Genomic DNA, 14,650 nt, shown 5'->3' on the forward strand with positions numbered 1-14,650 from the left:
GCTGCGCTCGCAATGACGGGCCCCCCGACTACCGCTCGAGATAGCCCAGTTCTTCGCTCATGATCTTGCGCGCATATTCGCCGAAGACATCGATCAACCGGCCGCGCGCGGCATAGGGCGGATAGAGCAGCGCGATCGTGACGGGGACAGCAGGGTTGAAGGGACGCGCAATCAGGGCCGCGCCAGAGCTCTCGTCATGCGCGGCAATCGGATTGATGATGCTGATGCCGAGACCCGCCGCGACCAGGGCACAGACGGATGCGCCCAGATCGGTCTCGGCAACGACGCGGCGCGTGACGCCGGCCTGCGCAAAGATCATATCGATGCGATCGTGGAGCGGGCTCCCCGTGGCGAAGGAGATGAAGGCCTCATTGGCGAAATCGGCAGGGCGCAGCGTCTTCTTCTGCGCAAGACGATGCGCCTTCGGCATGATCGCGACGCAACGGGTCTTGAGCACCGGCTCGACATGCACCCCCGCAACCTCGCCGTAAAGCATTGCGAGCCCGGTGTCGCAAAGCCCGGAACTGACCCAGTCGTGCACGGCGCTCGCCGTGCCTGACCGGATCGAGATCATCACATGCGGATAGTCGACCTTGAAGCGCGCCGCGATGCGCGTCAGCAGGCCGCCGGCCAGGCGCGGCATCGCCGCAACGCTTAGCCGACCCATGCCGAACGAGCGGATGCTGGCTGCGCTGGTCTCCAGTCCCGCCAGGCCGATGAAAGTCTTCTCGACCTCCTGGAAAAAGCGCGATCCGTCCACGGTCGGACGGAGGCGGCCGCCGCTGCGGTCGAACAGCGGGAATTGCGTGATCGCCTCCAACTGTCCGATCAGGCGGCTGATCTGGGGTTGCGAGGTATGCATGCGCTGAGCCGCCTGCGTCATCGATCCCGTCACGAAGACCGCCCGAAAAGCCTCCACATGCTTCAAGCCCATGCGTCTGGTGGCCATATCAAATCCGTATAAGGGAGTGTGAAACTGGAATTTCATCAGATCGGTCTTTTGGACGATAGTCCAGAGCGTGACGCCGTTCGCACGGAGCTGCCCTATCGTTGCTCACCGAGCGCGGACGGCGTCACGAACATTCGCCAAGAGAGGGACGACATGAAAGCGACAACGATCAAGGCACTTGCCGCGGCGAGCGTCGCTGCAGGTCTTCTTTCCGGCGAGGCCATCGCCCAGGGTGCGGGCAGGCTGGACAAGATCCGTGAGACCGGCTCGATCACATTGGGGTATCCCGAGACCTCGGTGCCCTTCGCCTATCTCGACGGTAACCAGAAGCCGGTCGGCTACACCGTGGAAATCTGTGAACAGGTGGTGCAGGCGATCAAGACGGCCCTCAAGCTCCCCAAGCTCGAGACTCGCTATAACCCCATCACCTCGGCGACACGCATTCAGCTGCTCGCCAACGGGACGATCGATCTCGAATGCGGCAACACGACCAATAATGTCGAGCGGCATAAACTTGCCGCCTTTGCTCCCACCACCTTCGTTGCGCAGGTCGTCCTCGTCGCGCGCAGGGATGGTGGGGTCGATGTCAACGACCCCACTTCGTTTCGTGGCAAGGCCATCTCCGCCCAGGCCGGCGGCCAGACTTTCAAGGTGATTACGCTGATCAACGCCAGGAACAATCTCGGCATCACGGTCGTGCCGGCCAAGGACACCGCCGAGACCTTCTTGTTGGTGTCGACGGGCCGGGTGGCCGGCTCAGCCAACGATGACGGTCTCGCTTATGCCACGGTCGCCTCGTCCAGGACGCCGGATGACTACCTGATCGGTAGCAAGGGTCTCGAGCTGGCGCCTTACGGTATCGTCGAACCCAAGGACGATCCTGCTTTCAAGAAGGTGGTCGACGAGGCCGTGATCGACATGATGAAGAGCGGACAGATTGCGGCGCTGTACGACAAATATTTCAATTCACCGATTCCACCGCATGGCCTCAACCTGAAATTTCCAATGAGCGCCGCCCTCAAGCGGGCGCTGGCCAACCCGACCGATTCCGGCGACCCCGCAGTCTACGAATGACGCACCAAGTGCTCTAGAGGTCCCGCAATGGCACATCGACACGACACGAGTCTGACGGGCGCTGAGTTGCCACCGATCGACCTGCGCAGCGATACGGTCACCAAGCCGACCGAAGCGATGTATGCCCGCATGGCCTCGGCGCCGCTCGGTGATGACGGGCTGGATGGCGACCCCACGGTGCAGGAGCTCGAGGCCGTCGCAGCTGCGGCGTTGGGCAAGGACGCCGGCCTGTTTGTGCCGAGCTGCACCATGGCCAATCTGTTGGCGACGCTGGCGCAGTCGCAGCGCAGCGAACAGATCGTGCTGGAGGCGAATGCTCATATGTACAGCTCCGAACGTGGGGCGGCGACGTTTACCGGGCAGTTCTACCTCGCCATTGCCGGAAGCGACGGCGCGATGGACCTGAATTTGCTGGAAGACGCCTTGCAGGGCGAAGGGCTCAAGCTCAGGACCGCCCTTGTCGCGATGGAAACCTCGCACAACAACGCGAGCGGCGCCGTGCTGCCGCTGGAGCATATGCAGGCCGTGCACGCCATGGCCTCGGCCCGCGGCGTTCCGGTGCATCTCGACGGCGCGCGGCTCTTCAACGCCGCGGTCGCGCTCGAAACGGTGCCGGCCGAGGTTGCGAGGCATAGCGACACGGTCTCGCTGTGTCTGTCGAAGGGCCTGAGCGCGCCGGCCGGTGCTGTGCTCGCCGGGCCGCGCGCCGTGATCGACCGGAGCCGCAGGTTTCGCCGGATGCTGGGAGGCACGCAGCGCCAGATCGGCATCCTGGCTGCCGCCGGCCTCGAGGCGGTTCAGGTCATGGGTGCGCGTCTGGGCGAGGACCACCGGCGTGCGCGAGCCCTGAGTGATGCGCTGAACGCGATCGGTCCAAAGCTCAGCGCGACAATCCCGCAGACGAATATCGTGCAGGTCGATGTCTCTCTCTCCGGGCGCGACAGTGCCGCGTGGTCAGGGGCGCTCGAGAAGGCGGGGCTGAGGGCCAGGCCCTGGGGGCGGCGTCGCTTGCGCTGTGTGACCCATCGCCATATCGACGATGCCGACATTGATCGCGCTGTCGCGGCATTTCGCACCGTGGCTGGAGTTTTGGCTTAGACTCTCTCCGCCGTCATTGCGAGGAGCCCGCGACAAAATCGCGAAGCGATTTTGCGCTGGTGCGACGAAGCAATCCAGACTATCTCCAAGGATGCATTTCTGGATTGCTTCGCTTCGCTCGCAATGACGGCGGAGAGACTTACGTCAACACCCCCACGATCGCGCCCATCAGACACGTCGTCAGCGTGCCTGACACGATCGATTTGAGCCCTAGCGCATTGATTTCGTCGCGCCGCTCCGGTGCCATGACGCCGAGCCCTCCGATCATGATGCCGAGGCTGGCGAAATTGGCGAAGCCGCACATCGCGTAGAGCATGATCAGGCGCGAGCGCGGATCGAGCGTGCCCGGCGGCAGCTTCGAGAAGTCGACATAGGCGATCAGTTCGTTGAGCACGGTCTTGGTGCCCATCAGGCTGCCGGCGGTGACGGCCTGATCCCAGGGCAGCCCCATCAGCCAGCACACTGGCGCCATCACGAGGCCCAGCAGGCGCTGCAACGAGATTGCGGCGCCGCCGATGTTTGGCAGCAGGCCAAGGATGGCGTTGACGAGGTAGACCAGCGCCACCAGCACCAGCAGCATCGCGACGATGTTGATCAGCAACTCGATCCCCGCGCTCGTGCCCTTCACGATCGCATCCATCGTGCTGGAGACTTCCATCTTGGGATCCTCCAGCGCGCCGCCGGTGCGCTTGCCGGTTGTCTCCGGCACCATGATCAGGCTGACGAGGATCGCGGCCGGTGCGCCCAGTACGGAGGCAATGACGAAATGCGCGGCCGCGTCGGGGATCAGCGGCGCCAGCAGCGTCGCATAGAGCACCAGCACGGTGCCGGCGATGCCCGCCATGCCGCCGGTCATCACCAGGAACAATTCGCTTCGGCTCATCTGCACCAGATACGGCCGCACGAACAGCGGCGCCTCGACCATGCCGAGGAAGATGTTGGCGGCGGTCGAAAGCCCGACCGCGCCGCCGACGCCGAGCGTGCGCTCGAGCAGCCAGGCCATGCCGCGCACGATCGGGGGCAGCACGCGCCAATAGAACAGCAGCGTCGTCAGCACGCTCATCACCAGCACGATCGGCAGCGCCTGGAACGCCAGGATGAAATCGGCGCCCGGCGTCTTCAGGTCGAAGGGCAGGGGACCTCCGCCGACATAGCCGAACACGAATGAGGAGCCGGCGCGCGAGGCCGCGGAGATGGCGCCGACCGCGTCGTTGATGGCGCCGAAGGCATGCGCCACGATCGGCACCTTCAAGAGCACGATCGCGGTGACGAAGGTCACGACAAGGCCGATCAGCGCCTGCCGAAGCGAGACCGCGCGGCGATTCTCCGCCAGCGCGAACGCGATCAGCAGCAATGCGAAAACGCCGAGTGTCGATTGCAGCCGCAGCATGATGTCCCCAAACCCCCGTGATTATGGCCGCGCCTGCGTTGCAAACGCAATGCCGGATGGCCCCAGGTGCCGCCCGCTGTTGACAAGCAGGCCCGCGTCAGCCACGCGAGGCACCTCGATACCAGGGGCGGACCAGCCGAGCGTGACCGAAGAGGCGATGCCAGAACAGCCAGTTTCAGCCGGTCCGGCGGTCAGCGCCGGTGAGCTCCTCCGCCACCGCGCCTTCCTGTTCTTCCTGCTCTCGCGCAGCCTGTCACGCTTTTCCAGCCAGATCGCGGCGGTCGCAATCGGCTGGCAGATCTACGACCTCACCGGCTCGGCCTTCGACCTCGGCATGGTCGGCCTTGTGCAATTCGCGCCCACCGCGCTGCTCGTCTTCGTCGCCGGCCACGCCGCCGACCGTTTCGAGCGCAAGCGCGTGGTCCAGCTCTGCCAGCTCGTGGAAGCCGCGACCGCGCTCTATCTCGCAGGGATCACCTATCTCGGCGCGGTCAGCGAGGTGCAGATTTTCGTCGCGACCTTCGTGCTTGGCATCGCCGGCGCCTTCGAGAGCCCGACCACGGCGGCGCTCTTGCCGCTGATCGCGCCGCAGGGATCGCTCCAGCGCGCAACGGCAGTCGCAAGTGGCGCAGGGCAGGTCGCGACCATCACGGGGCCGGCGCTCGGCGGCTTTGCCTATGCGATCGCACCGCATCTGGCCTATGCGGTGATGCTGCTGTTCTGGATCCTCGGGATGATTTTGACCGGCTTCATCCAGCCGCGCCCGCAGGCGGTCGCCAAGGAGGGGACGAGCTCGGACAATATCTTTGCCGGCGTTCGCTTCATCCGCAGCAATCCGGCGATCCTCGGCACCATCTCGCTCGACCTGTTCGCCGTGCTGTTCGGCGGCGTCACCGCACTGCTGCCGATCTACGCCCGCGACATTCTCCAGACCGGCCCGATGGGACTCGGCGTGTTGCGGGCGGCGCCAGCCGTCGGCGCACTGCTGATGACCATGGTGCTGGCGCGCCATGCCATCACGCGGCATGTGGGCCTGCGCATGTTCCAGGCGGTGATCGTGTTCGGGGTCGCCACGATCGTGTTCGCGCTGTCGTCCTGGATGTGGCTGTCGGTGCTGTCGCTCGCGATCCTGGGTGCGGCCGACACCATCAGCGTCGTGATCCGCTTCTCGCTGGTGCAGCTCTCAACCCCCGACGAGATGCGCGGCCGCGTCGGCGCGGTCAATTTCCTCTTCATCAACGCCTCGAACCAGCTCGGCCAGTTCGAGAGCGGACTGACGGCCGCGCTGTTCGGCGCCATGCCCGCCGCCGTGCTCGGCGGCGTCTGCACCGTCGCGGTGGCGCTGCTCTGGATGAAGCTGTTCCCCACCCTGCGGCAGGTGGAAACGCTGGAATAGCGGGCTCGCTCTCTCCCCCGTCATTGCGAGCGCAGCGAAGCAATCCAGAATCTCGCCGCGACGACGGACTGGATTGCTTCGCTGCGCTCGCAATGACGATTGTGGAGACAGCGCGCGGACTTACGCCGCGTCACCCCTGCAGCCGAGCAGCAGTAAGCGTCCTTGGCGCCTACTGTGCATGGGGTTGTTTTCGCGTTTTGAGTTCAGCCGCGTCCCACGAACGGCATCTTGGTGGCCATGACGGTCATGGTCAGCACGTTGGCATCGAGCGGCAGGCCGGCCATGTAGGCGACGGCATCGCCGACCGCTTTCGCATCCATGCGCGGCTCGTGCTTGGTGGTGCCGTCCGGCTGCAGCACGCCCGGGCCGTTGACCATGCGGTCGGTCATGGGCGTGGCGGCATTGCCGATGTCGACCTGGCCGACCGCGATGTCATACATGCGGCCGTCGAGGTTGGAGGCCTTGGTGAGGCCGGTGATGGCGTGCTTGGTCGAGGTGTAGGCCGCCGAGAACGGCCGCGGCGCATGCGCCGAGATCGAGCCGTTGTTGATGATGCGCCCGCCGCGCGGGCTCTGGTCCTTCATAATGCGGAAGGCGTGCTGGGTGCACAGGAACGGGCCGGTGAGGTTGGTGTTCACCACCGCCTGCCACTGCTCGAGGCTGAGGTCCTCGAAGTTGACGGCGGGTGCGCCCATGCCGGCGTTGTTGAACAGCACGTCGAGCCGGCCGCAGGTCGCCTTCACCTTGTCGAACAGCGCGGCGATCGAGTCCGGCTTGGTCATGTCGGCGGTGATGCACAGGCTCTTGCCTGCTGGGCCGAGCTTCGCGGTCTCCTCGAGCATGTCGAGCCGGCGCCCGACCAGCACCACGGTGAAGCCGATGTTCATCAGCGCCAGCGACGCGGCGCGCCCGACGCCGGTGCCCGCACCGGTCACCAATGCGATCTTTTTTGCTTCGCTCATCGTTTCCTGCCTTTTCTTCAGTTGTCAGGTTTTCGGTTCTTTTTCGTTCTTGTAGGGCGGACGCGGAATATTCTGATGCGCCGCGCGCAACGCCGCCGACCAGCGCGAGCGCAGGTCGTGGAAGTAGGGCTCGCCTGCCTCGATGCGATGGTTGAGATCGGCGTCGCATGCATCCGCGCGCACCACCAGCACGTCGATGGGGAGGCCGACGCCGAGGTTCGAGCGCATGGTCGAATCCATCGAGATCAGGCCGGTCTTCAGTGCCTCGTAGAGCTCGACGTCGTAATGCATGGCGCGGTCGAGCACCGGCTTGCCGTATTTGTGCTCGCCGATCTGCAGGTAGGGTGTATCGGTGGTGCACTCGATGAAATTGCCGGCGGTGTAGACCATGAACAGGCGCATGCGCGCACCCTTGATCTGGCCGCCGAACAGGAAGGAGACGTCGAAGGAGACGTCCTCGGATTTCAGCGCCGGCCCTTCGGTCGCGTGCACCGCCCGGATCGCCCGGCCGATGCGCTGGGCGGCCTGGAACATGGTCGGCGCGTTCATCAGCGTCTCGATCTCACCCGTGTCGGGGTCTTCCAGGCCCTCGGTCAGGGTGGAGAGCACCGACTGGCTGATGGCGAGGTTGCCGGCGCTGGCGATCGCCATGATGCGGTCGCCGGGCTTGGAGAAGATATGCAGCTTGCGGAAGGTCGAGACATTGTCGAGGCCGGCATTGGTGCGGGTGTCGGCGATCATGACCAGCCCGTCCCGAACCAGGATTCCACAACAATAGGTCATTTCCAGTCCCCGACGCGTTTTGGCTCAAGCAACAGCTAGTTGCGCGGAATTACTAGCCAATTTCAAAGGGCCGGTCCAATCCCAATGCGCCCCTGAATGAAGCTAGCTCTGCCGCTGCGACTGCGACTGCGATTGGCCGCCGCGGCCGGCCTGCTCGACCTTGACCGCGACCGTCAGCGTCTCCGCGCCGCCGCCATAGCGGGTGCCGCGCACCGGTGCTGCGCCGAGATAATCGAGCCCGATCGCGACGCGGACATGGGCGTCGGTGGTGCAGATGCTGTTGGCGGGATCGAAGCCGACCCAGCCGAGATCGGGAACATAGGCTTCCGCCCAGGCATGGCCGGCGTCCTGATGCACGGTGCCGTCGGAGCGCAGGAAGTGTCCGGAGACGAAGCGCGCCGGCACGCCGCCGGTGCGGGCGCAGGCGATGAAGATATGCGCGTAGTCCTGGCAGACGCCGCGCTTGAGCGTGAACGCCTCGGCCGCCGACGTGCCGCTGTTGGTTGGATCTTCGTCGAAGGTCATGTGGTCGCTGATTTGCGACATCAGCGTGTGCAGGAAGCCGAGCCTGTCGGTCTCGGCCTCGCTGCGCAACTGCCGCGCGACCGCTGCCATCGCCGGATTGACAGTAGTGAGATCGGTGGTGCGCAGAAACATGTCGGCGGGAAAGCGCTCGTCGGCGCCGCGCAGCACACCGCCGGTATCGTGGGTCTCGATCAGCCCTTCGGCGGTGATCTTGATGTCGGAGACCGGCCCGCAGGACAGCACATGGGTGACATTGCCGAAGGCGTCCTCATGGATGTCGAGCTTGGTGTCGGTCGAGACGTCGATCTGCCATTCCGCCACATATTGCCCGTCATGACTGCCCGGCGTCATGCGCAGGATCTGGATCACGCTCGTCGCCGGCGGTTCGTAGCGATAGGTCGTGGTATGCAAAATTCGCAGGCGCATGGTGGACCATGGTTTCTATGCGTCATTCCGGGACGATGCGATAGCATCGCTCGAGATTCCGGGTCTGGTCCTTCGGACCACCCCGGAATGACGAAGGTCAGATCAGATACTGCTTCGTGATGATTTCGCCCAGCCTGGAATTGTCGGTGATGAATTCCTGAATGAATTCATGCACGCCATGCTGGAAAATGTCGTTCATGTTGCTGTGTTCCAGCCGGTTGCGGATGCCGCGGGCGTGGCGTTGCGCCGGGCCCTGGCGGCCATAGTCGACGCCAATCTGGTCGAGGTTGCGAACGAGATTGTCGTAGCAGCTGGCAAGCGAGCGCGGCAGCGTGCCGTTGAGAATCAGCAGATCGGCGACCAGCCAAGGTTTCAGCGTCTCGCGGTAGACCCAGTGATAGGCCGTCAGTGCCGACACCGAGCGCAGGATCGAGCTCCACTGATAGAAGTCGAGCGGACCGCCGACGTGCTCCTCTTCGGGCAGCAGCACGTGATACTTGACGTCGAGGATGCGTGCGGTGTTGTCGGCGCGCTCCAGATGCAGGCCGAGGCGCGAGAACCAGTAGGCGTCGTTGCGCAGCATGGTCCGGTAGGCCGAGCCGTCGAAGCGCAGCGAGGTCTCCTGCACGAAGCGCAGGAATTTTGCGAGGTCCTCGCGTGTGGAAGTGCCTTTGCTCCAGACCGCCTGAAGCTCGATCCAGGCCGAGTTGATGGTGTCCCACATCTCGCTGGTCAGCGCCGTGCGCACCGAACGCGAGTTCAGTCGCGCCGCCTCGATGCAGTTCCTGATCGAGGACGGGTTGTCGGCCGAGAACGAAAGGTAGTCGACGACGTTGTGCTCGTTGGCTTCCTCGTGGGTCTGATAGAAGCTTTCCGCGACGCCGGCGGTGAGCAACGCGGAGTCCCACTCGTTGGTCTTGCCGATATAGGCGGCGGGAAGCGCGGTGACGCGCAAGGTCGCATCGATGGTGCGCGCGAGATATTCGGCCCGTTCGACATAGCGGGCGAGCCAGTAGAGGTTTTCGGCGGTACGCGACAGCATCTCTCTACTCGTCCAAAATCCAGGTGTCTTTGGTGCCGCCGCCCTGGCTCGAATTCACCACGAGCGAGCCTTCCTTCAGCGCAACACGTGTTAGCCCGCCCGGCACGATCGTCGTGCTCTTGCTGCCGGTGAGCACGAAGGGCCGCAGATCGACGTGGCGCGGGGCGAGGCCGGAGGCCGTGCAGGTCGGGCAGGTCGAGAGCGCCAGCGTCGGCTGGGCGATGAAACCTTCTGGTTCGCGCTTGAGCTTCTCGCGGAAGGCTTCGATCGTTGCTTTGGTCGCGGCAGGGCCGATCAGCATGCCGTAGCCGCCGGAGCCGTGCACTTCCTTCACGACGAGCTCGCTCAAATTATCCAGCACGTAGGCGAGATCCTTCGGCTCGCGGCAGCGCCAGGTCTGCACGTTCTTCAGGATCGGATCCTCGCCGAGATAGAATTTCACGATCTCCGGCATGTAGGAGTAGATCGCCTTGTCATCGGCGATGCCGGTGCCGACCGCGTTGGCGAGCGTGATGTTGCCGGCCGCGTAGGCCGACATCAGCCCGGGCACGCCGAGCGCCGAGTCGGGCCGGAAGGTGAGGGGATCGAGGAAATCGTCGTCGACGCGGCGATAGATCACGTCGACCCGTTTCACGCCTTCCGTCGTCCGCATGAACACTTCGTTGTTCTTGACGATGAGGTCGCGGCCCTCGACCAGCTCGATGCCGAGCTTGTCGGCGAGGAAGGAGTGCTCGTAATAGGCGGAGTTGTAGACGCCAGGCGTGAGCAGCGCGACCGTCGGCTCGCCTGAGGCACTGTTCGGCGCGACCGAGCGGAGAGCGGAGAGCAGCTCGTCCGGATAGCGCTCGACCGGCGCCACCCGGTGGCGGGCGAACAGATCCGGAAACAACCGCATCATGATCTCGCGGTTTTCCAGCATGTAGGACACGCCGGACGGCGTGCGCGCATTGTCCTCCAGCACGATGAAGTCCTCGGCATCGACCCTGATGATGTCGATGCCGGCGATGTGCACGTAGACGTCGTGCGGCACCTGCTGGCCGTTCATCTCGGGGCGGAAGACCGGGTTCTGGAAGATCAGATCTTCGGGCACGATTTCGGCGCGGAGGATGTCGCGGCCGTGATAGATGTCGCGCAGGAACATGTTGAGCGCGCGCACGCGCTGCTTCAGGCCCCTCTCCAGCAGCGACCATTCCTTGCCGGACATGATGCGCGGGATCACGTCGAAGGGGATCAGGCGCTCGGTGGATTCGGAATCGCCATAGACGGCAAAGGTGATGCCGATGCGGCGGAACAGGAGCTCGGCCTCCTGGCGGCGATATTCGAGCGCCTCGGGAGGCGTCTCCTTGAGCCAGCGCGCCAGCTCCTGATAGGCGGGGCGAAGGTCCCCGCCGGGAATGTTCATTTCGTCAAACGCGACTGCCATAGATCCCGACTTGTCCCCGCAAGGCGTTGCGCCATTTGGCAGGTCGTCAGGCCTTGGTGAAGACCGCAACGTCCTGGCCATGCGGCAAGAGTGCATGACTCTGAGGAGGTAGCAAGGGGCGGGCCAGCGCGATAAGCATGGAGAAAGGGCATTTGCCGGATATGGCCGGGAAGGTGCCTGAAAAAATGGCTGAGGACTGCTTATTTCGGCAGCAAAACCGCGTGACTTCAACGCGTTACCCCGGCAAATTCCGTGGGACAGCGAGGGACTTTAGGTATGAGCGAGATCGTCACGGCGGGCATTCTGGTCATCGGGGATGAAATCCTGTCCGGCCGGACCAAGGACAAGAATATCGGCTTCATCGCCGAATACCTGACCAATATCGGCATCGACCTGAAGGAAGTCCGGATTGTTTCCGACGACGAGGACGATATCATTGCCGCGTTGAATGCACTGCGGCATCGTTACAATTACGTATTCACCACCGGCGGCATCGGACCGACCCATGACGACATCACCGCCGACAGCGTCGCCAAGGCCTTTGGCGTGGGCATCGACCACCACCCCGAGGTGGTTGCCCGTTTCCGCGAGCGCTGGAGCGAGCAAGACCTCAACGAGGCCCGCCTGCGCATGGCCCGCATCCCCGACGGCGCCGAGCTGATCCAGAGCGCGACTATCCTCGCCCCTGGCTTCAAGATCGGCAATGTCATCGTGATGGCCGGTGTGCCTTCGATCATGCAGGCGATGATGGACATCGTCTCGCCCAAGCTGAAATCCGGCGTGCGCATGCTGTCCGAATCGGTCCGCGCCAATGCGCGGGAAGGCGACATCGGCAGCCCGCTGCGGGCGATCGCCGCCGCGCACCCCGACACCATCATCGGCAGCTATCCCTTCATGGACGAGGAGCAAAAGCCGAACACCAATCTGGTGGTGCGCTCGCGTGATGCGGATAAGCTGGCATCCGCGATGGCGGCGGTGAAGGAAATGCTGGCGGGGTTGAACATCACCCGGTAGCAAATGAACTGCCGGGAGACGAATGCAGGAGATGATGATGGCTGGTGAAGCACCGGAACTGAGCGCGCAGGAGCGCGCGGGCAAGGCCTTCCCCGTTTCGTGGGACCAGTTCCACCGGGATTGCCGGGCGCTGACCTGGCGGCTCAACGAGGTTGGCCCCTTTCACGCGGTGATCGCGATCACCCGCGGCGGTCTGGTGCCGGCGGCGATCGTGGCGCGCGAGCTTGGGGTACGCGTGATCGATACGGTCTGTATCGCCAGTTACGATCACACCAAGCAGGGCGATCTCCAGGTCCTCAAGGGCATCTCGGATCAGGCGATGAAGCTCGGGGGCGGTACCGGCAAGGGACTCCTGATCGTCGATGACCTCGTCGACACCGGCAAGACCGGCAAGCTGGTGCGCGAGATGCTGCCCGACGCGCATTTCGCCACCGTCTACGCCAAGCCGAAGGGGCGCCCGCTGGTCGACACCTTCATCACGGAAGTCTCGCAGGACACCTGGATCTTCTTCCCCTGGGACACCGCGCTCTCCTACCACCCGCCGCTCCGCGACGGCGCGGCGTAAGTATCGCCGTCATTGCGAGCGAAGCGAAGCAATCCAGACTGCTTCCGCGGAGACATTTCTGGATTGCCTCGCTTCGCTCGCAATGACGGGCGGAGCCAGCCATGCCCCTGCAAAACCGCGTCACGCCGACCGGCGAGATCATCGCCACCACGCATCGCGGGCTGTTCACCGGCAATCGCGGCATCATCCATGATCCCGCGACGAAGACGCTGCTGAAGAAGCGCTGGTCGTCGCCGGCCTGGCTCACCTGCACCTGCGAATTCCGCGGCCGCCGCCGCGAGGTGATGGCGCAGCAGAGCTGGACCGAGCTGTTCTTTCTCGATGAAGCCACCGCGCTCGCCGCCGGGCATCGTCCCTGCTTCTATTGCCGACGCGACGATGCCAATCGCTTCCGCGCCGCGTGGGAGAAGGGCAACCGCGTGCACGACGTCCGCATGCACGACATCGATACGGTGCTGCACCACGAGCGGCTCGATCACGGCAAGAAGCGGCTTCACACTCTGCTGGTGCCGGTCGCTCAGCTTCCCGACGGCGCGATGCTGCAGCAGGGCGACAAGAGTTATTTGATCACGCAGGGCAGGGCGCTGCTGTGGTCGGCTGCCGGTTATGTTGCGGTGGAGCAGCATCCGGACGAAGCAATGCTGCTGACGCCGCCATCGACGCTACGCACGATGAATGCCGGCTACCGGCCCGTGCTGCATCCGACCGCGTTGCCTTAGCGCAGCGGCTTACCCTCTTCATCCACCGTCGTCCGCGCATCGCGCAAAGCCCATTCGCGGATCACCTGACGGCAGCGGGTGAGTTCAGCCTCGCTTGTGGCATTTGCACCCCTGGATGCGCGTTCCACCATCGCCTTGCAGTTCAGCAGCACGGAGCGGTCCTCCGCGTTCGCATGCAGCGTGAATGCCGCAAGCGCAGCCATGACCAGGACCGGTCGGATCACGGCCATCACCCGAGCTTCTCGCGCGCGAGCGCCGCACCGGCGCCGAGCGCCATCAGCTTGGCTTCGGCGATCTCGCGGCGCATCGGCGCCATGCCGCAATTGGTGGTGGCGATGATGTTGCTCTTGGGCACGAACTTCGAGACCGCGTCGATCACCTTGACGACGTCCTCGGCCGTCTCCACCGTATCGCTGGCGACATCGATCACCCCGGCCTGCACGAACTTGTTTTTCAGCAGCGCGAGCAGATCAAGGGGCACTTTGGAATTGCGGCACTCGATCGCAACCTGCTGGATCGGGCTCGCATCGATCGCCGGAAAAATCTGCTCATACTGCCGCCACTGCGCGCCGAGCGTCTCCTTCCAGTCGGTGTTGGCCTTGATGCCGTAACCGTAGCAGATGTGCACGGCGGTGGCGCAGGTGAGCCCCTGCGCGGCGCGCTCGAGTGCGTTGATGCCCCAGTCGTTGACCTCGTCCATGTAGACGTTGAAGGCGGGCTCGTCGAACTGCACGAGATCGACGCCGTCGGCTTGCAACGCCTTGGCCTCTTCGTTCAAAAGCTCGGCGAAGGCGAACGCCATTTTCACCCGATCGCCATAGTAACGATCGGCGATGGTGTCGATGATGGTCATCGGGCCGGGCAGGGTGAATTTCAGTTTCTTCCTCGTGTGCGTGCGCGCCACACGCGCCTCGTCGGCATGGACGCGGCCCTTCAACCGTAGCGGCGCGACCACCTGCGGCACCATCGCCTTGTAGCGATCTTTCCGGATGCCCATCTCGACCTTGTGGGCGAAATCGATGCCCTCGATCTTCTCCAGAAAACCGTGCACGAAATGCTGCCGGGCCTGCTCGCCCTCGGTGACGATGTCGATCCCGGCGTCCTCCTGGACCTTCACCGCAAGCATCGTCGCGTCGCGCTTGGCGCGTGCAAGCTCGTCACCTTGCGACTTCCAGGGCGCCCAGAGCATGTTGGGCTCGGCGAGCCATTCCGGCTTGGGCAAGGAGCCCGCGATCGTCGTTGGAAACAGCATGGGTCCCTCCCGGCGGGTTGTGATTGCGCCTC

General features: G+C 64.3%; 15 protein-coding genes. 6 read left to right on the forward strand and 9 right to left on the reverse strand.

What is annotated here, in order from left to right; genetic code table 11:
* Nucleotides 1–28: 28 nt before the first annotated feature.
* Entirely contained in the window at nucleotides 29–949 is a 921-nt protein-coding gene (locus tag FXB38_RS20720; protein ID WP_148752837.1) for a LysR substrate-binding domain-containing protein, read from the reverse strand.
* Nucleotides 950–1,102: 153 nt separating this feature from the next.
* On the opposite strand from FXB38_RS20720, the gene FXB38_RS20725 reads away from it, so the two are divergent.
* Nucleotides 1,103–2,023: an amino acid ABC transporter substrate-binding protein gene (locus tag FXB38_RS20725; RefSeq protein ID WP_210250933.1), complete on the forward strand. Its 921-nt coding sequence runs from the start codon at nucleotides 1,103–1,105 to the stop codon at nucleotides 2,021–2,023.
* A gap of 27 nt (nucleotides 2,024–2,050) precedes the next feature.
* Nucleotides 2,051–3,121, forward strand: coding sequence for a threonine aldolase family protein (locus tag FXB38_RS20730; RefSeq protein WP_148752838.1), 1,071 nt, complete (start codon nucleotides 2,051–2,053; stop codon nucleotides 3,119–3,121).
* Between the two features lie 139 nt (nucleotides 3,122–3,260).
* Here the strand turns inward: FXB38_RS20730 and FXB38_RS20735 are convergent, their stop codons facing one another.
* Nucleotides 3,261–4,511 carry a NupC/NupG family nucleoside CNT transporter gene (locus tag FXB38_RS20735; RefSeq protein ID WP_148752839.1) on the reverse strand — a complete coding sequence of 417 codons (1,251 nt, stop codon included), beginning with the start codon at nucleotides 4,509–4,511 and terminating at the stop codon, nucleotides 3,261–3,263.
* Between the two features lie 157 nt (nucleotides 4,512–4,668).
* On the opposite strand from FXB38_RS20735, the gene FXB38_RS20740 reads away from it, so the two are divergent.
* Entirely contained in the window at nucleotides 4,669–5,907 is a 1,239-nt protein-coding gene (locus FXB38_RS20740) for an MFS transporter (protein WP_187435023.1), read from the forward strand.
* 203 nt (nucleotides 5,908–6,110) lie between these two features.
* On the opposite strand, the gene FXB38_RS20745 is transcribed toward FXB38_RS20740, so the two are convergent.
* From FXB38_RS20745 to FXB38_RS20765, 5 genes are all read right to left on the reverse strand, one after another.
* The gene (locus FXB38_RS20745) at nucleotides 6,111–6,869 is read right to left on the reverse strand and encodes an SDR family oxidoreductase (protein WP_148752841.1); all 759 of its coding nucleotides are present in this window, start codon (nucleotides 6,867–6,869) and stop codon (nucleotides 6,111–6,113) included.
* A 24-nt stretch (nucleotides 6,870–6,893) separates the two neighbouring features.
* The gene (locus tag FXB38_RS20750; RefSeq protein WP_148752842.1) at nucleotides 6,894–7,652 is read right to left on the reverse strand and encodes a proteasome-type protease; all 759 of its coding nucleotides are present in this window, start codon (nucleotides 7,650–7,652) and stop codon (nucleotides 6,894–6,896) included.
* A gap of 102 nt (nucleotides 7,653–7,754) precedes the next feature.
* A complete protein-coding gene (locus tag FXB38_RS20755) occupies nucleotides 7,755–8,603 on the reverse strand; it encodes a transglutaminase family protein (RefSeq protein WP_148752843.1) in 849 nt (282 codons plus the stop codon).
* A 97-nt stretch (nucleotides 8,604–8,700) separates the two neighbouring features.
* Nucleotides 8,701–9,645: an alpha-E domain-containing protein gene (locus FXB38_RS20760; protein ID WP_148752844.1), complete on the reverse strand. Its 945-nt coding sequence runs from the start codon at nucleotides 9,643–9,645 to the stop codon at nucleotides 8,701–8,703.
* 4 nt (nucleotides 9,646–9,649) lie between these two features.
* Nucleotides 9,650–11,068 carry a circularly permuted type 2 ATP-grasp protein gene (locus tag FXB38_RS20765; protein ID WP_148752845.1) on the reverse strand — a complete coding sequence of 473 codons (1,419 nt, stop codon included), beginning with the start codon at nucleotides 11,066–11,068 and terminating at the stop codon, nucleotides 9,650–9,652.
* Nucleotides 11,069–11,344: 276 nt separating this feature from the next.
* Between FXB38_RS20765 and FXB38_RS20770 the strand changes: the two genes are divergently transcribed.
* The 3 genes from FXB38_RS20770 to FXB38_RS20780 all read left to right on the forward strand — a co-directional run bounded on the left by FXB38_RS20770 (nucleotide 11,345) and on the right by FXB38_RS20780 (nucleotide 13,366).
* Nucleotides 11,345–12,082: a competence/damage-inducible protein A gene (locus tag FXB38_RS20770; protein WP_148752846.1), complete on the forward strand. Its 738-nt coding sequence runs from the start codon at nucleotides 11,345–11,347 to the stop codon at nucleotides 12,080–12,082.
* A 37-nt stretch (nucleotides 12,083–12,119) separates the two neighbouring features.
* Nucleotides 12,120–12,647: a xanthine phosphoribosyltransferase gene (gpt, locus tag FXB38_RS20775; protein ID WP_187435030.1), complete on the forward strand. Its 528-nt coding sequence runs from the start codon at nucleotides 12,120–12,122 to the stop codon at nucleotides 12,645–12,647.
* A 101-nt stretch (nucleotides 12,648–12,748) separates the two neighbouring features.
* A complete protein-coding gene (locus FXB38_RS20780; protein WP_148752847.1) occupies nucleotides 12,749–13,366 on the forward strand; it encodes a hypothetical protein in 618 nt (205 codons plus the stop codon).
* On the opposite strand, the gene FXB38_RS20785 is transcribed toward FXB38_RS20780, so the two are convergent.
* Nucleotides 13,363–13,596 carry a hypothetical protein gene (locus tag FXB38_RS20785; protein WP_246230015.1) on the reverse strand — a complete coding sequence of 78 codons (234 nt, stop codon included), beginning with the start codon at nucleotides 13,594–13,596 and terminating at the stop codon, nucleotides 13,363–13,365. The genes FXB38_RS20780 and FXB38_RS20785 overlap by 4 nt on opposite strands.
* Nucleotides 13,596–14,618, reverse strand: coding sequence for a methionine synthase (locus tag FXB38_RS20790; protein WP_148752849.1), 1,023 nt, complete (start codon nucleotides 14,616–14,618; stop codon nucleotides 13,596–13,598). The genes FXB38_RS20785 and FXB38_RS20790 overlap by 1 nt, the downstream gene beginning before the upstream one ends.
* Between the last annotated feature and the right edge of the window lie 32 nt (nucleotides 14,619–14,650).

The sequence above is a fragment of the Bradyrhizobium cytisi genome (assembly GCF_008123515.1).
Classification (GTDB): Bacteria; Pseudomonadota; Alphaproteobacteria; order Rhizobiales; family Xanthobacteraceae; genus Bradyrhizobium; species Bradyrhizobium cytisi.